Here is a 16,339-nt window from a genome sequence, read left to right on the forward strand (position 1 = left end):
AGAGACAGACATGGCTGAACATACGATCAAGGCATTTGACGAGGAAATCGACCGGCTGCGCGGGCTGATCGCCGAAATGGGCGGTCGCGCGGAAGCGGCAATCGAAAATGCCATGCTGGCGCTCCAGCGGCAGGACAAGAAGCTCGCGGCCGAAGTCGTCGCCGACGACAAGCGGATCGACGCGATCGAGGCGGAAGTCGAGAAGCTCGTCATCCAGGTGATCGCCCTGCGCGCGCCGATGGCAAACGACCTGCGCGACGTGATCGCGGCGCTCAAGATCGTCAGCGTGGTGGAGCGCATCGGCGACTATGCCAAGAATATCGCCAAGCGCGTGCCGCTGATCGCGACCAACAAGCGGACGCTGGAGCCCATCGCGCTGCTGCCGTCCATGGGGCAGGTCGCAGGCGAGATGGTGCATGATGCGCTCAACGCCTTTGCCGCGCGCGACGCCGATCTGGCGCTGGCAGTGATCGAACGCGACACGGTCGTGGACGATTTCTACAACAGCGTCTTCCGCACGCTGGTGACGTTCATGGTCGAAAATCCCAAGACGATCAGCGAATGCGCCCATCTGCTGTTCGTGGCCAAGAATATCGAACGCATCGGCGACCATGCGACCAATGTCGCGGAAATGGTCTATTATGCGGCCACCGGCCAGACCCTGCCCGAGCGCGAGCGCGGCGCCGACATCCAGCCGGAGGACTGATCCATGGCAAGAGCGAAGATGCTGCTGGTCGAGGATGACGCAGCGCTGGCGGAACTGCTGATCTGGCATTTCAAGCGTGAGGATTTCGACGTCGCCCATACGGTCGATGGCGAGGAAGCGCTGCTGATGGCGCAGGAAAATGTGCCTGACATCGTGCTGCTCGACTGGATGGTCGAAAGCCTGTCCGGCATCGAAGTGTGCCGTCGTCTACGCCGCATGAACGGCACGGCCAACATCCCGATCATCATGCTGACCGCGCGCGGTGAGGAAGAGGATCGGGTGCGTGGGCTGGAAACCGGCGCGGACGATTATGTGACCAAGCCGTTCAGCCCCCGCGAGTTGGTGGCGCGCGTCGGCGCGGTGCTGCGCCGCGTGCGCCCGGCACTGGCCGGCGAGACGCTGACCTTCGCCGATGTCGAGATGGACACGGTGGGGCACAAGGTGCGCCGCAGCGGTCAGGTGATCCCGCTGGGTCCGACCGAATTCCGCCTGCTCAAGCATTTCCTGGAGCATCCGGGTTGGGTCTTCTCGCGGGAGCGGCTGCTCGACAGCGTTTGGGGCCAGGATAGCGATATCGAACTGCGCACCGTGGACGTCCATATCCGCCGCCTGCGCAAGGCGATCAACGGCGACGGGCAATATCAGGATATCATCCGCACCGTGCGCTCGGCTGGCTATGCGCTGGATACCGAAGGGGTCGGCTGACACGCGCCACTCCTGACGCCTAATATACAGCCTCTCCGAATTGCCATTCGGGGAGGCTTTTTTCTATGCAAGGCAAGTTGGTAAGGAGCCGTCATCCATGTCCGCCTGTCCCACCATGTTCGTCCGCCAATATTTTCACGGGACGCGCGCCGACCTGAAACCCGGCGACCTGATCGCCGTTGGCCACGCGTCCAATTTCGGTTCGGGCAAGCCTTTGTCCTGGGTCTATCTGAGCGCGACGCTGGATGCGGCGATCTGGGGCGCCGAACTGGCCGGGGGTGTCGGCCCGGACCGCATTTATGTCGTCGAGCCGACCGGCGCGATCCTGGACGATCCCAATGTGACCGACAAGAAATTCCCCGGCAACCCGACCCTGTCCTACCGCTCCCGCGACCCGCTGCGCGTCGTCGCCGAAATCGTGGGTTGGCAGGGGCATCCGCCTGAGCAGGTCCAGCAGATGAAAGCCTATCTGGACCATTGAAGGCGCAGGGCCTGGATCACATCATCGATTGATCGCCTTTATGCGATCTCTCTCACCATGAAAAACGCCCCGGAAGCAGAGCCGGGGCGTTTTTCATGGTCAACGCTATGCGCCGATCAGGCGGCGCGGCGGGCCTTGTTGAGTTTCTTGAGCAGCATGTCGCGCTTCAGGCGGGACAGATGGTCGATGAAAAGAACGCCTTCCAGATGATCCATTTCATGCTGGAGACATGTGGCCAGCAGCCCTTCCAGCTGCTCTTCATGGATGCGGCCCTCGCGGTCCATCCAGCTGGCGCGGACGGTGGCGGGGCGTTCGACCTCGGCATATTGATCCGGAACCGACAGGCAGCCTTCCTGATAGACCGACAATTCTTCCGAACCCTTGAGGATTTCGGGATTGATGAAGACCATCGGCTTTTTGACCGGCTTGGCGTCTTCTTCGTCCGATTCGGGTTCCTGAAGGTCCATGACCAGCACCCGCTTGGGCACGCCGACCTGGATCGCGGCCAAGCCGATGCCCGGCGCGTCGTACATGGTTTCGAACATATCGTCGATCAGCGTCTGCAGATCGTCGTCAATCGCCTCGACCGGGGTCGAGATGGTGCGCAGCCGCGGATCGGGCGCTTCGAGGATGGGACGGATGGCCATAGGCCGAACATAGGCGGAACAGGCGCAAATATCAAGCGGGCGGCGGGATCAGCGCCGCGATCGCGGAGTTGGCAGGTCGCAATAGGACAGCACGCGCTTAACTTCGCACATTTCCCGCATATTCTGAAATATCGGATCAGGAATAGGAAATTAAATAACAATAGCAATCTATTGGGACAAACCATCATCTACCAGAAATTGCGGCTGTAGGACAGCGCCAGACCCGTTGTCGCCTACCCCACCGGCCGCCGCGCGCGCAGGGCCTGCGCCAACGTGCCTTCATCCAGATAATCAAGTTCGCCGCCGACCGGCACACCATGGGCCAATTGAGTCAGGCGGATGGGAAAGCGCTCCAGTCGCTCGGCCAGATAATGGGCGGTGGTCTGCCCCTCCAGCGTGGCGTTCATGGCCAGCACCACTTCGTCGATGCCGCCCGGTTCCAGCCGCGCGATCAGCGCGTCGATGGTCAGATCCTCAGGCCGTACCCCTTCCAATGCGGACAGGCGCCCGCCCAGCACATGGAAACGGCCGGGGAACAGGCGCGATTTGTCCAGCGCCCACAGGTCCGACACATCCTCCACCACGCACAACGCGCGCGGATCGCGGCGATGATCGGTGCAGATGCCGCAGGGATCGACCGTATCGACATTGCCGCAAAGATGGCAGGTAACCAGCCGTTCGTTCACGGCCTCCAGCGCGCGCAGCAGCGGTTCCATCGCGCCTTCGCGCCGTTTGAGCAGATGCAGCACCGCGCGCCGCGCCGAACGGGGACCAAGTCCGGGCAGGCGAGACAGGGCTTGCGTGAGCGCTTCTATTTCTGGTGAGGCCATAAGGTGAGATAAGGGGTTGCATGTCATCCCGACAAGAGCTTTGAGGCCCCATCATGCGTATCATCTATATGGGCACCCCCGATTTCGCCGTTCCCGCGCTCGACGCGCTGGTCAAGGCGGGCCATGACGTCGTCGCGGTCTACAGCCAGCCGCCCCGCCCCGCCGGTCGCGGCAAAGCGTTGCGACCCTCCCCGGTTCATGGCCGCGCCGAGGCACTGGGCATAGAAGTGCGCACGCCGGTGTCGCTCAAGGATGCCGGGGTGCAGGCAGACTTTGCTGCGCTGGAGGCCGATGTGGCCGTGGTCGCCGCCTATGGGCTGATCTTGCCGCGCGCCGTGCTGAACGCGCCGCGTTATGGCTGCATGAACATCCACGCATCCTTGCTGCCGCGCTGGCGCGGGGCGGCGCCGATCCAGCGGGCGATCCTGTCTGGCGACAATGTCACCGGCGTGACGATCATGGACATGGAAGCGGGCCTGGACACCGGGCCGATGCGCGCGAAGCATGTCACCCCGATCGAGGACAAGACCGCCGGCGCGCTGACCGCCGAACTGGCGCAGGCCGGCGCAGAGTTGATGATCGAAGTGCTGGACGATATCGCGCTGCACCCGCCGATGGCGCAGCCCGAGGACGGCGTCACCTATGCCGCCAAGATCGACAAGGCGGAATCGCGGATCGACTTTACCAAGGACGCGCATCAGGTCGAACGGCAGGTCCGCGCCTTCAATCCCTTCCCCGGCGCCTTTTTCGAATATTGCGGCGAGCGATTCCGTATCCTGGCCGGGCATGTCGAACATCATGCCGGAACGCCGGGCGAATTGCTGGACGACAGCCTGCTGATCGGGTGCGGCCATGACGCGATCCGCCCGACCCTGATCCAGCGGGCGGGCAAGGGCGCGATGTCGCCGGGCGAATTGCTGCGCGGTTACGAGATGCCGGCGGGGAGCCGGGTGGATGGGTGATGGCCCGATGAAGGCGGGTTCGTGACTCGTTTCGCCTTTACCGTCGAATTTGACGGTCGGCCCTTCATGGGCTGGCAGCGGCAGGCACATGGGCCGAGCGTGCAGCAGGCCATCGAGGACGCGATTTTCGCGGTCACGGGCGAGCGGGCGATCATCCACGCCGCCGGGCGCACCGATGCGGGCGTTCACGGACTGGCGATGCGTGCCCATGCGGAGATTGGGAAAGATATCGCGCCCTTCCGCCTGATGGAGGCGATCAATGCGCGACTGCGGCCCGATCCGGTGGCCATCCTGACATGCGACGTGATGCCGGACGACTGGCATGCGCGCTTTTCCTGCGTGGGGCGGTCCTATATCTATCGCATCGCCAATCGCCGGGCGCCACTGACTTTCGACCGGGGGTTGATGTGGCGGGTGATCCAGCCATTGGATGCCGACGCGATGCATGCGGCGGCGCAGATATTGGTGGGGCTGCACGACTTCACCACCTTCCGCTCGGCCCATTGTCAGGCGCATAGTCCGGTCAAGACACTGGACCGGTTGGCGGTGGAGCGGGACGGCGATCGCATCGCCATCCATGCGGCGGCGCGATCCTTCCTGCATCATCAGGTGCGATCGATGGTCGGGTGCCTGGCGATGGTCGGCATGGGCCGATGGAGCGCCGACGATCTGCGCGCCGCGCTGGAGGCGAAGGATCGGGCCGCGCTGGGCCTGAATGCGCCGCCGGACGGGCTGTATTTCGTGCGCGCCACTTATCCGGACGAAGCCGTCAGCTAAGCGCGGCGACCCGTACCTGATTCTTGCCGGCGCGCTTCGCATCGCGCATCGCATCGTCGGCGCGGCCGATCAGCCGGTCGAGATCGGCGGGATCAGGCCTGTCGGTGGTGACGAGGCCCAGGCTGCCGCTGATCCCCATGCCATAGGCGGCCAGTGCCAACCGGACATCCTCCGCAACGGCGGCGACGGCCGCTCCATCACGGTTCGCCAATAGCAGCAGAAATTCGTCCCCGCCCAGCCGCGCGACGACATCGCCGGCATGGGTATGCGCGCGCAGGATCGCGCCGATATCGGCCAGACAGGCATCGCCCGCAGCATGACCATGATCGTCGTTCAGCCGTTTGAACCCGTCGAGGTCGAGGAACAGCAGGCTGGCGGCGCGGCCCATCTGGGCGGCGTGGCTCAGCACATATTTGGCGCGGCAGGCAAAACCGCGCCGGTTGCATAGGCTGGTCAGCGGATCGTGCAGCGCTTCGAAACTGGCCTGGCGCAGTTCGGACAGATCCTCGATCACGGCCACGTAAAATTCGGGCCGGTCATCATCGTCGCGCACCATCGCCACGGTCAGGTTGATCCAGATGACCGTGCCGTCGGACCGGATATAGCGCTTCTCCATCGAGTAGCGCGGCAGTTCGCCGGCATTGAGCCGCGCCAGCAGCGCTTCGTCGGCATGGAGATCGTCCGGGTGGGTGATCTGCTGAAAGCCGGTGCGGATCAGCGTGTCGGCATCATAGCCGCTGATTTCGCAGAAGCGCGGATTGACGGTCAGAAAATGGCCGTCCAGCCCGACATGGGCGATGCCGATCGGGGCGTGAAGGAACGTCGCTTCGAACCGGCGCTGCGCCCGACCCAGTTCCACCATCATATTGCTGCATGGGCCGAACAGATCGGCTTCCACCATCGTGGACAAAGGTTTGCGGTCGGGAGATTGGGTAAAATCGTCGTGTAGATGGCGGCTCATCCGCCCTTAATGATGAGGATCGGTAAACAGAGGCTTTACCGCGTCACGCGGACGCGAAGTTTTTCAGAGCTGGGTGCGGAAAGGCGTGAAATTCGTGCCCGCGTCATAGACGTCCAGCCCCTCCCGTCGCTTCAGGAAATTGACGACCAGATAGGTGACGGGCGTCAGCACCGCTTCCCAACCGACCTTCATCGCCCAGTTGGTGACCATGACGGTCAGCACCTGCGTGTGGGTCCAGTTGCCGAGGAAGGCGAGCGGGTAGAAGAGGAGACTGTCCACCCCCTGCCCCACGATGGTCGATCCGATGGTGCGCATCCACAAATGCCGCCCCTGCGTCAGCAGCTTCATCTTGGCCATCACGAAACTGTTGGCGAGTTCCCCCGCCCAGAAGGCGCAGAGCGAGGCGAAGACGATGCGCCATGTGCTGCCGAAGACGGTCTCATAGGCCTTCTGATCGGGCCAGCCGTCCGCCGGCGGGAGGGCGACGACTACCCAGCTCATCAGCGCCATGAACAGCATCGCGGCAAAGCCCGCCCACACGCAGCGACGCGCGCGGGAATAGCCATATACCTCGGTCAATACGTCGCCGATGACATAGCCCAGCGGGAAGAAGAGGATGCCCGCGCCGAAGGTGAAGCCCCCCAAGTTGGACAGCTTGGCCGCGCCGATCAGGTTCGACAGCAGCAATATGGCGACGAAGGCCGCCATGAAGAAATCATAATAGCGCAGCGGCCGGCCACCCAGCGCATCCGCCTCTATCCTGTGCACCGCCCCGTCGCTCATGGTGACGATGCTTATCGCGCAGCCAAGCGATTGCAAGCGGGCGTGCTTGCGAATCCCGCCCATATCGCACGTTTCGTAATTTTTGCTGCGTTGCGATATCGCATTGCAGCATTTCGGGTCGCTTCATCCCCTTGAAGCCACGCCCCGTCCCTTAACTGCCCACTTTTGCGCACGGGCTGCCTATGTCGGCCCTTCCTCGCTTGATGCCGTATCGGCGTCGCACCTTTCACGGTCGCCTGTTCGACCCTTCATCCGCCCATCGTGTGCGGCGCGTATTTTCGCGTCCCGGTGGCGGAATCGGAGACATATATGTCCACTTCCAGCGCCCATCGCGCGCATCTTGGCTGGTTCAAACGTCGTCGCGACCTGAAGGTCGACGACATCACCATCGTCGACAAATCCCAGCTGAACCGGGCCGTGGGCGCGGCAGCACTGGGCAATGCGATGGAATGGTTCGATTTCGGCGTCTACGGCTATCTGGCCGTCACATTGGGCCGCGTCTTCTTTCCCGCGGGCGATCCGACCGCGCAGTTGATCGCGACCTTGGCGACCTTCACCGCGGCTTTTCTGGTACGGCCGCTGGGCGGGCTGGTGTTCGGGCCGCTGGGCGACCGCTATGGCCGGCACAAGGTGCTGGCCTTCACCATGATCATGATGGCGATCGGCACCTTCGCCATCGGCCTCATCCCATCCTATGAGCGAATCGGCATGGGCGCGCCCATATTGCTGCTGGTCGCACGATTGATTCAGGGCTTTTCGACCGGCGGCGAATATGGCGGCGCGGCGACCTTCATCGCGGAATATTCGACCGATCAGAAGCGCGGTTTCATGGGCAGCTGGCTGGAGTTCGGCACGCTGGGCGGCTACATCATGGGCGCTGGCACCGTCACGGCGCTGCAAATGACGCTGAGCGAGGCCGATATGCTGGCCTGGGGCTGGCGCATCCCCTTCCTGATCGCGGGGCCGCTGGGGCTGCTGGGCCTCTATATGCGGCTGAAGCTGGAGGAAACCCCGGCCTTCCGCGCCTATACGGAGGAAGCCGACAAGCGCGAGCAGGAGCGCCTGCCCCTCATCGCCCTGCTGCGCACCCATTGGCGCCAGCTGGTCAAGTGCATGGGACTGGTGCTGGTCTTCAACGTGACCGACTATATGCTGCTGACCTATATGCCCAATTATCTAAGCGTCACCATGGGTTATGCCGAAAGCAAGGGGCTGTTGCTCATCATACTGGTGATGCTGGTGATGATGCCGCTCAATGTCGTGGGCGGCGCGATCAGCGATCGCCTTGGCCGCCGGCCGATGATCATCGGCGCCTGCATGGCGCTGATCCTGCTCTCGATACCGTGCATGTGGCTGATCGGAACCGGCAACGACTGGCTGATCTTCGCCGGCCTGATGCTGCTGGGCGTGACGTTGGTCTGCTTTACAAGTTCCATGCCATCGACCCTGCCTGCGCTCTTCTATACGCCGGTGCGCTACAGCGGGCTATCGATTGCGTTCAACGTCTCCGTCTCGCTATTTGGTGGCACGACCCCGCTCGTCACCGCCTGGCTGGTGAGCCAGACCGGCGACCCGCTGGTCCCGGCCTATTATCTGATGGGTGCGGCCGCGATCGGCATCGTGACGATGTGGAACGTGCGCGAAACCGCCGGCATGCCGCTGCGCGAATCGCCGCCAGCGGTGGAAAGCCGGGCCGAAGCCGTCGCCCTGTTGCGCAGCGACCAGCCGGTCACGGTGGACCCTGCGCCGCCTGCCCTGTCCCAGCCGGACCGCCCGGCCGGACCGACGCAGTTCGCGCCGGGAACAGCCTGACGAAGTGAGGGCCGGTGCAGTCAGGCGATTGCAACCGGCCCTATCGCCCGCTATCGCGACACGCGCACGGCCCCGTAGCTCAGTTGGATAGAGCATTCGCCTTCTAAGCGAATGGTCGCTGGTTCGAATCCAGCCGGGGTCGCCACCAACTTTTCGGTTGTCAGCAAGTCTGCTCCTTTACTTCATTTTCGTGATCCTCTGAGCGGCGAGAATGGCCAATTTCGGCCGTTTCGGTTTTAGAGGGTGTAGCGAAGTAGGCGGTTTTCGCCGTCAGCGAGGAGTTAGGAACGTCCCATTCAGGACGGCAAATCGACCCGATCGAGTATTCTCTTGAGCAACGTCCAAGGCCCATCCCGGCGAGGATGTGACGATATTTGCACCCGGGTATCTATCCCCTGCACCCCTAGTCGGCGGTTTTCGCACTGGACGATCCGAGCAGTATAATCGCTGACGTCGGCCAGCCTGCTCTCGTTCTCGATCTTCATCTGCGCGATATCGAAAGACGCTGCCTCATCGCCACCCGGCCAGATTGTGATCGTGACGACCATCATGGCCTGCGCGCCTCTCTACGGCGCGAACCTGGATTCGAGTTGCAGGTCGAGCCCTTCAGCCAACGCACTTTGAGGATTGCTGGCGACCATCGCCAAAATCGCCCCCATCGCGTCCGACACCATAGAGACCGCCAGCGGGTTGCTCGCGTCGTACCCTCTGCGGACCTCAGCCTGGTCCGCCAACTGTCTTCCATAACGAAGTCTGAGCAATCCTCTCGCCTCGGCGAGATCGCAGGCCATCATCGCATGGTAGACATGATGGATTTGACCCACCTGCACATCGACGATCGTCGCGGTGTAGAGCGTTCGACCATGTCCGACACTGTCCCGGTCCCTATCGGTATTCCATAGCCCCCCAGACACCGTCTCTCCGGTCATGCCCGCGTCACGACAGAGGATTTGATCGACCAGATCACTTGGCATGCCCAGTTCCAGATCGAGCGAGTGGAACATGATGCACCTCATCAACCCCGGCGCGGTCAAACAGGCTTCCAGCGGTCGCGCCCCGTCAAACGGAGGCTGCGGGCTATACAGCCAGGCCAATGGATCGGACGGCAAGCTGTCACGCTCAAACCGAGCGCCGGTTTCAACGGCCGCGATCACAAGGCGATCGACCATCTTGTAGGTCAAATCGAATGACACATCGTCGGGGCTATCGCTGGCTAGCGGATCAGGGCGTCCCAACAGAGCTGAAGTGGTAAAGTAATCCAGCGCTGAGCGCTGGGTCCGTGCAGCTATTCTCTGTTCGTACATCTCATGCGTCAGCATTGCGAAACCCTTTCTGTCACCATCCTTTTCAAAAGAAGCCTGCGCGAGTCGCTTGCTCCACTTGCAGACTTGTACATTCATTTCAATGATTCTGGAATTATAGAATTGAACGGTGTCCGATTTGCTGTTCCAACGGACGTCGAAACGGACATCGGCCGGTACATTGTTGGTTTGGCTGACGGATCTGTCCGTCACTAACCGTTTGACCGGTTGGGATGGATCGCTGATAGTCTGGCCCATGGACTCATCAGCAATGGTCGAGGCCCTGGCTGCGCTAGGGCAACCGACTCGCCATGATATCTACCGCCTACTCGCCCGGGCGCCTGAAGGCCTGCCGGCGGGAGAAATTGCGCGCCACCTCAATGTCGCTGCAAACACGCTATCTTCCCATCTGGGAATTCTATCGCGCGCCCACCTTGTTTCCTCGCGCCGTGCGGGAAAACAGGTGATCTATCGGGCTGATACAGCCGCAGCGTCGTCCATCGGCACATACCTCAATGGCTTAGCCTCAGTGACGCCCTGAATTTTCTGAATACGCTCTGCTTCGCTCCTCGAAACTCAGGAGTGAAGAAAAATGGAAGATCGCATTGCCCACTACATGGTGACCTTCACGCCTCAGCAGTGGCCGGAAGCTTACCGGCGTGCTCTGGAAGTTGAAGAGCTCCCCAGGAAGGGCAGTCGGCGAATGGCAGCAGCTGTTACCGCTGCCGCCACTCGGCTGGGGTATAAGGAGCGCAACTTCTTCAAGATCATTCGGGCGTACAAGGACTCGCTCCAACTGAACGATCAGGTTCTGTCCAACTACCCCCGTCAGCTTCCTGCTGAAACGAGAGCAGCTCTCGAAGAAGCCATCGCGCACGCCGGCCCGGGCGCTCGGCCAGGGGCGATCCAGTCTGCCGCCGAAGCCTTGTGCGAGAAGCGTAAAATAAGTCCACCAAGCAAACGGGCAGTCCGCACGAGACTCAATCTGCCCATGGAAGTGACCGATATCGCGTCCTACACCGGCATGAATACCGACTACGCCATCGATATGTCGCCACTCGATGTGGCGGTCGATGGCCCCGATAACATCCCCTATCACGCTGTCCTCACCGCGTTCATCGACGTCAGCCGTGGTATCGCTCTTGCCCATGTGGTGACTGCAGATCGGCCAACTGCCGACGACATCCTCCAGTTGGTCACCGAGGCAGCTGAGAAGACGAGTTCCGCATCACCCGCACGCGCATCTTTGGTAACCTATCGCAGCGCTCCCATCGATGACCCACGCACGAAAGCCCAGTTACGCTCACTCGGCATCGCCCAGTCAGACGTTCAGGTAGATTCTCGTCGGCCAGGATTGGCCCTCACTGCTATGTTCGGCACCAAGCTCGGCCGCGTGCCTCTCAATCCCCGCCGCAATCCTTCCATCCCATTCGCGATTCGCGAAACTCTGCCTCTGCCTGTCGTGCGTCCAGCCGTTGCTCTGCTTCTGGAGCGCTATCACGCTGGCCTGCAGATCAATCGCGAGGCCGAGCCCGCCGTACCAGCCGCGGCAGCGATCCAAGCGATTACCAAGGGGCCAGTGAAATCAACGCCAATTGAATTCGCCTATGCCCGACCTCTGTCCCCGACCAGGTAGCACTTTAGCGGCAGGTGAGATTGTCGCAGCGCGCTGACTGAATGGGATCCCAACGATCATTCCCCCTTCCGCCTGATTGATCTTCGAACATCCACCTTGCGTTAACTTTTGCGCGTCACATGCAAGCACATGTTCTTGCAGTATAAATTTCCGATCGAGCCAAGCAGGGCGCAACATGCGCGCTTGGCCTCGATCCTGCAGCTGCAGCGAAATTTATACAACGACGCACTACAGAACCGGCGCACAGCCTTCCAGCGCGGCGTTCATCTCACATACGAAGACGATACGAAGTCTCTCCCTGCCTATCGAATGGCCAACCGCCAGCATACTGCTCTGCCTTGGGGTATTAACAACTGGACCTTGCGCTGCGTCGATACCGCGATGGCGAAGTATCGCGACCGCCTGAGAGCTAACCCCAACGCCGGGTTCCCACGCTTTCGCTCCGAAGATCGCTGGCGCAGTTTTGGCGTCCATGGCGTCCGAGGATGTGTTATTGCCGACGGCTACCTAACGGTCGATGGCATCGTCGGGAAATTGCGCATGCGCATGCATCGCCCTTTGCCGGCTGACGCTCGCCTCACCAGACTCACCTTCACCCGCAGAGCCCGCCAATGGCATGTTGCCATCCTGGTTGATTGCAAAGTCGGCGATCAAGAGCATAAGAAACCCGGTAGCGCATGCGGCCTCGATCTCGGCATAGAGCAACTAGCATCGCTGTCAGATGGCTCTCTCTTCGACGACACACCCCGTAAGACCACTCAGAGTTCCGCGTTGCGTCGGGCCTACCGGGCACTGGCAAGATGCCAGAAAGACTCCCGCCGACGTAAAAAGCTGCGCGAACGCCAAGACCGCGCCAGTCAACGCGTGATAAACCTCCGTTCCACGCGGCTGCATCAGATCTCGGCGGCGATCACTAATCGATTTGAGACGATCGTGGTCGAAGATCTCGCGCTCAAACAATTTCCCCGACCAACACGCACACGACGCCCATCAGACGGCGCTGGCGCAATCGCGACACGAGAAAACGGTCAGGTGTTGGCCGAGCCAAGACCAAAGCGCCTTCTTGAGATGATCCGCTACAAAGCTGAAAAGGCTGGTGGCAAAGTCGTCGTTGTCGATCCGAGACACATTACGCAAACGTGCAATGCATGCGGATCACCAACCTCTGAAAGTAACGATGCTGACCGGCACATCTGTGCCTGCGGCGCCGATGTCCCACGAGGCACCAACAACGCAATCAACATCCTTGCGCGCGGTCTCTCCGCGCATGCGGCCGCTTTGGGTCGCAGGGTGGGCAAGGTTTTGTCCAACGCCAGCGTCTAGCTGCGCGTCCACCCGGAAATGCAGCGCGTTTGCATAGCAACTGCCTGTCCAAAGCCAGTTTGGTTTTTTTTCAAACCCGCTTTAGCCATACATATTCGCACTGGAACCCTGATGATCACCTTACGCCCCTCCCGCGACTTCGGCAGCTTCCGTTTGGATCATTTCCAAAGCCTTCAGCATTTCGGGCCTGAGAGCTGCGGCGGACATCCGATGCAGTGGGGCGATATGATCATGTGGAACCACGAGACGATCTCTCCCCGCGCTGCCCTGCCGCAAACTCCGCATACCGATACCGAGATACTGACCTACGTCTCCAGTGGGTTCCTCTATCACGAAGATAGCTTGGGCAATGTCGGCATGCTCCAGTCGGGCAATTGCCAGATCATGTCCGCTGGAACCGGTGTCTCTATCCGGCGGGGCAATCCAGACGAAAGCGACCCCGTCGAATTCGTCCAGATCTGGCTTATGCCCCACCAGCCTAGTGGCGAGCCCTTTTCCGTCACGAAAGGGTTCGCTGATGATGGTGAACCGGGGCAGTTCATTACATTGGCCAGCGGGTTCGACAATGAAGGCAATTCACTGCCCATGCGAGCCAATGCCCGTCTATCGCGAATTGTGCTGGCCGACGGCGGCATTGCGGATTACCGCTTTGAGGCAGGCAATTTTGGCTATCTCGTGCCGCTCTCCGGAGCAGTCCAGGTCGGTGATGTTGTTGCCAACCGCAACGACGGCATTCTCATCAATAACGTTGAGAGACTAACTCTCACGGGAGTTGACGAAGCTGAAGCGCTGCTCATCGAAATCGGACAAGGATAGAACGGCCTATATTTTCGACCCTATGCTGAAGTAGGCCGGACAACCGCGGCGCTATCGTGCTCACGGAAACGGCGTTGCAATTGGAACGTGATCGCGGTCCAATTGCGCGTCAGGGAAAGAGGCATGAATGCGGATTCGGCTCGATAAGATCGTCATCAGCCACTTCAAACGGATTGAGGTGCTCACTATCGACCTGAAGCCGGTTACTGCTCTCGTTGGTGGCAACACCAGCGGCAAAAGCAGCGCGCTTCAAGCCGCGCAGCTCGGCGTCTCTATACTCCAAGCCGCCCTACGCAATGTGAAGGCCGACGGAACCCCGGACTTTGCCGGGACTGTGTCAAACGACAATGTCCTATTTCGTCCAACCGAACACCTGCTCGATCTGAGACGAGGCGACCCCGCCACTCAGAAACTCGGATATTCGATCACTTACAGCGGGGTGGACTTGGACACGAACGTCGCCAAGGAGCTGACGATCGAGGTCCGGCGCGGCAAGAACGCCAACATCGCTATCAACCGGATTGGCGACGACGACTTGGCCGCAGTGCTGGCCAATCCCGATCAACCGTTCTCGATCCTGACGCCTGGCCTCTCCGGCATACCGATGCGCGAAGAATGGCGGACCAAGGGCGCAATGGACGCCGCTGTGATGCACGGCGATGCGAACCTTTATCTGCGCACTGTGCTCGATCACCTGTTTACTCGTGATCTCGACGAGATGGCTATGGCCGCATGGAGCCATAACCGCGACATCGGCGTGCTGCCCGAAAGCAGGTGGAAGACCTTCTGCACCCTGCTCGACCGCTGCTATCCGGGCACCCGGGTCGTCGTGGCCCACGATCCAAAACGCGACCGCTATGTGCGAGTAGATGTCGAGGCGACCGATTCCTGTGTCACACTCGACATGGCGTCGACCGGCATGTTGCAGGTGATCCAGATCATCGCCTACGCATGCTTCTACGCTCCCCCGCTCCTCCTTCTCGACGAGCCAGATGCCCATCTGCACGCAGATAGCCAATCGAGGCTCTATGAGGCGCTGCGCGGCGTTGCCGCCGAGACGCAAACCCGCATTCTGTTCGCCAGCCACTCTCCGCAGTTGATCCAGCGGCTTATGTACGACTCGGACGCCGCCGTTGTATGGATGAGCGACGGTGCCAAGGTGCCTGTCGACGAAGCCCAAAGGCCGGCGATCCCCATCCTCATGACCTTGGGAGCGCTCTCCGCGGGCGCAGATGCCTTCGATCCCGCTCGCCCCGTAATCCTTATGACCGAGGATAAGAAGACAAAGCCCGTCACCGCGCTGGCACGTGCCAACGGGGCGCCGCAGAACCTCGCCGTGATCTCCTATAACGGGTGCGGGAACCTGCCCGCCGCCCGCCTGCTCGCCAGCATGATCACCGACATGCGGCCGGATGCTCGAATCATTCTGCACAGGGACCGCGACTTCAGGACGCAGGCCGAGATGGACTTTGAAATTGCGACCGCCGCAGCAGAGCGCCAGCGCAATGGTGTCACCCGTGTCACCGAGGTTTTCACCCCCTTCAATGATGTAGAGCACTCCTTTGCCCAAGCCCAGCACCTCAAGGCAAACTTCCCGCATATCGCGCCCGAGGTAGTCGACGCCGCGATCACTGATGTCACAGCCTTCAGGCGCGACCAGCTCGTCGCCGCGGCCCATACTGCGCGGGGCCAGATCAAGACGACGGTTTACGACAGCCAGCGCAAGCGAGGAAAACCTGAGTGGGCGTTGTGTGGCATGCCGGCAGACCCGCCTGCTAACGCCGGATTCGTACCCGCAAACGGGTTGATCCCCGTCGCCTTCGAGCATAGCCATGGCAAGTTGCTGATGGACGGATTACGCCCGCGCATACATCAGCAAGTTGGTGGTGCGACCCAAGACTGCGAGAACAGGATATATTCTGCTTCAAATCACCTTCTCGCACCTAACTGGATAAATGCGTTCACTGCGCCATAACTAGAAATACGCACCGTTAATATAAAACATATCCGAAATAATATTTGACTCTAACGTCCTTTTTTGGTAAAGTTATTCATCAGTTAGCGAAATACCTCGCAAGATGCCGGTTCGAGTCCGGTCGGATCCACCATTGGGGGTCTGTAGCTCAATTGGGAGAGCGGCGAATTGTTAGCAGGCGGGGTGCTCCCTTCGGGTCGAGCGCCCCGTTTTCGTTTGTAGCCTCGAGATCACGCTGAGGTCTTCGCCTGCCTTCCGGTACGGGCACGCAATATCTATATTGCAGCCATGAGCGACACCACCGACAAATTAGAGGGAACGAAACGCGACGCACACATAGTCAACTCGGCTATCAAGCGCTTCCTCGCCTATTACGTCGACCCCGCCCATCCTCTCGACTACGCAGTGCTGGTCAGTGGTCCATGGGGCTCGGGCAAGACCCACCTTATCAAAAACTTCCTCACAGGCACAAGCGCGAAGTGAAGCGCCCCGGGTTTTCAGGAGGCAGTTTTCATTGGGCTATGCAGCCATATCGAGGTTCTCGAGGGCTGCATAGTAATTGTCTTCGGCCTCAGCGGGCGGGATGTGCCCGATAGGGCCGAAGAGCCGGTGATTGTTGTACCA

Annotated in this window: 17 protein-coding genes, 1 tRNA gene and 1 pseudogene; 13 read left to right on the forward strand and 6 right to left on the reverse strand. The window is 60.9% G+C overall.

Going from position 1 to position 16,339, the window contains the following annotated elements; all coding sequences use genetic code 11:
* The first annotated feature begins 10 nt into the window (after nucleotides 1-10).
* From phoU to arr, 3 genes and pseudogenes are all read left to right on the forward strand, one after another.
* A complete protein-coding gene (gene phoU / locus F4U95_RS04615; protein WP_120249376.1) occupies nucleotides 11-706 on the forward strand; it encodes a phosphate signaling complex protein PhoU in 696 nt (231 codons plus the stop codon).
* A 3-nt stretch (nucleotides 707-709) separates the two neighbouring features.
* On the forward strand, nucleotides 710-1,411 hold the full coding sequence (phoB, locus tag F4U95_RS04620; protein WP_120249375.1) for a phosphate regulon transcriptional regulator PhoB: 702 nt from the start codon (nucleotides 710-712) through the stop codon (nucleotides 1,409-1,411).
* A gap of 97 nt (nucleotides 1,412-1,508) precedes the next feature.
* Nucleotides 1,509-1,924 (forward strand): annotated as a pseudogene (gene arr / locus F4U95_RS04625) (NAD(+)--rifampin ADP-ribosyltransferase).
* 84 nt (nucleotides 1,925-2,008) lie between these two features.
* On the opposite strand, the gene def reads toward arr, so the two are convergent.
* On the reverse strand, nucleotides 2,009-2,539 hold the full coding sequence (gene def / locus F4U95_RS04630) for a peptide deformylase (RefSeq protein ID WP_120249373.1): 531 nt from the start codon (nucleotides 2,537-2,539) through the stop codon (nucleotides 2,009-2,011).
* A 233-nt stretch (nucleotides 2,540-2,772) separates the two neighbouring features.
* Complete coding sequence (gene recR / locus F4U95_RS04635; RefSeq protein ID WP_120249372.1) at nucleotides 2,773-3,369, reverse strand: recombination mediator RecR; 597 nt, start codon at nucleotides 3,367-3,369, stop codon at nucleotides 2,773-2,775.
* A gap of 53 nt (nucleotides 3,370-3,422) precedes the next feature.
* On the opposite strand from recR, the gene fmt reads away from it, so the two are divergent.
* The gene (gene fmt / locus F4U95_RS04640; protein ID WP_150424739.1) at nucleotides 3,423-4,331 is read left to right on the forward strand and encodes a methionyl-tRNA formyltransferase; all 909 of its coding nucleotides are present in this window, start codon (nucleotides 3,423-3,425) and stop codon (nucleotides 4,329-4,331) included.
* Between the two features lie 21 nt (nucleotides 4,332-4,352).
* Entirely contained in the window at nucleotides 4,353-5,108 is a 756-nt protein-coding gene (gene truA, locus F4U95_RS04645; RefSeq protein ID WP_150424740.1) for a tRNA pseudouridine(38-40) synthase TruA, read from the forward strand.
* Here truA and F4U95_RS04650 read toward each other — a convergent pair.
* On the reverse strand, nucleotides 5,101-6,069 hold the full coding sequence (locus F4U95_RS04650; protein WP_246171488.1) for a GGDEF domain-containing protein: 969 nt from the start codon (nucleotides 6,067-6,069) through the stop codon (nucleotides 5,101-5,103). The two genes, truA and F4U95_RS04650, sit on opposite strands and share 8 nt — an antisense overlap.
* 63 nt (nucleotides 6,070-6,132) lie before the next feature.
* Nucleotides 6,133-6,852: a queuosine precursor transporter gene (locus tag F4U95_RS04655; protein WP_150424741.1), complete on the reverse strand. Its 720-nt coding sequence runs from the start codon at nucleotides 6,850-6,852 to the stop codon at nucleotides 6,133-6,135.
* Between the two features lie 309 nt (nucleotides 6,853-7,161).
* On the opposite strand from F4U95_RS04655, the gene proP reads away from it, so the two are divergent.
* Nucleotides 7,162-8,664 carry a glycine betaine/L-proline transporter ProP gene (gene proP, locus F4U95_RS04660; RefSeq protein ID WP_150424742.1) on the forward strand — a complete coding sequence of 501 codons (1,503 nt, stop codon included), beginning with the start codon at nucleotides 7,162-7,164 and terminating at the stop codon, nucleotides 8,662-8,664.
* A 68-nt stretch (nucleotides 8,665-8,732) separates the two neighbouring features.
* Nucleotides 8,733-8,809, forward strand: a tRNA-Arg gene (locus F4U95_RS04665).
* A 151-nt stretch (nucleotides 8,810-8,960) separates the two neighbouring features.
* On the opposite strand, the gene F4U95_RS04670 is transcribed toward F4U95_RS04665, so the two are convergent.
* Both F4U95_RS04670 and F4U95_RS04675 read right to left on the reverse strand, forming a co-directional pair.
* Nucleotides 8,961-9,215: a hypothetical protein gene (locus tag F4U95_RS04670; RefSeq protein WP_009821126.1), complete on the reverse strand. Its 255-nt coding sequence runs from the start codon at nucleotides 9,213-9,215 to the stop codon at nucleotides 8,961-8,963.
* Nucleotides 9,216-9,230: 15 nt separating this feature from the next.
* Nucleotides 9,231-10,223: a hypothetical protein gene (locus F4U95_RS04675; protein ID WP_150424743.1), complete on the reverse strand. Its 993-nt coding sequence runs from the start codon at nucleotides 10,221-10,223 to the stop codon at nucleotides 9,231-9,233.
* 13 nt (nucleotides 10,224-10,236) lie between these two features.
* Between F4U95_RS04675 and F4U95_RS25515 the strand changes: the two genes are divergently transcribed.
* From F4U95_RS25515 to F4U95_RS04705, 6 genes are all read left to right on the forward strand, one after another.
* Nucleotides 10,237-10,506 carry an ArsR/SmtB family transcription factor gene (locus F4U95_RS25515; RefSeq protein ID WP_211363938.1) on the forward strand — a complete coding sequence of 90 codons (270 nt, stop codon included), beginning with the start codon at nucleotides 10,237-10,239 and terminating at the stop codon, nucleotides 10,504-10,506.
* A 51-nt stretch (nucleotides 10,507-10,557) separates the two neighbouring features.
* Nucleotides 10,558-11,601, forward strand: a complete 1,044-nt coding sequence (locus F4U95_RS04685) for a hypothetical protein (protein WP_009821123.1) — start codon at nucleotides 10,558-10,560, stop codon at nucleotides 11,599-11,601.
* A gap of 129 nt (nucleotides 11,602-11,730) precedes the next feature.
* Nucleotides 11,731-12,924, forward strand: coding sequence for an RNA-guided endonuclease InsQ/TnpB family protein (locus tag F4U95_RS04690; protein ID WP_083784846.1), 1,194 nt, complete (start codon nucleotides 11,731-11,733; stop codon nucleotides 12,922-12,924).
* 111 nt (nucleotides 12,925-13,035) lie between these two features.
* Entirely contained in the window at nucleotides 13,036-13,740 is a 705-nt protein-coding gene (locus F4U95_RS04695) for a pirin family protein (protein ID WP_137406095.1), read from the forward strand.
* 127 nt (nucleotides 13,741-13,867) lie between these two features.
* Complete coding sequence (locus F4U95_RS04700) at nucleotides 13,868-15,715, forward strand: AAA family ATPase (protein WP_125999557.1); 1,848 nt, start codon at nucleotides 13,868-13,870, stop codon at nucleotides 15,713-15,715.
* A gap of 288 nt (nucleotides 15,716-16,003) precedes the next feature.
* Complete coding sequence (locus tag F4U95_RS04705; RefSeq protein WP_150424744.1) at nucleotides 16,004-16,198, forward strand: P-loop NTPase fold protein; 195 nt, start codon at nucleotides 16,004-16,006, stop codon at nucleotides 16,196-16,198.
* Nucleotides 16,199-16,339 lie beyond the last annotated feature (141 nt).

The sequence above is a fragment of the Sphingobium limneticum genome (assembly GCF_008710165.1).
GTDB lineage: Bacteria > Pseudomonadota > Alphaproteobacteria > Sphingomonadales > Sphingomonadaceae > Sphingobium > Sphingobium limneticum.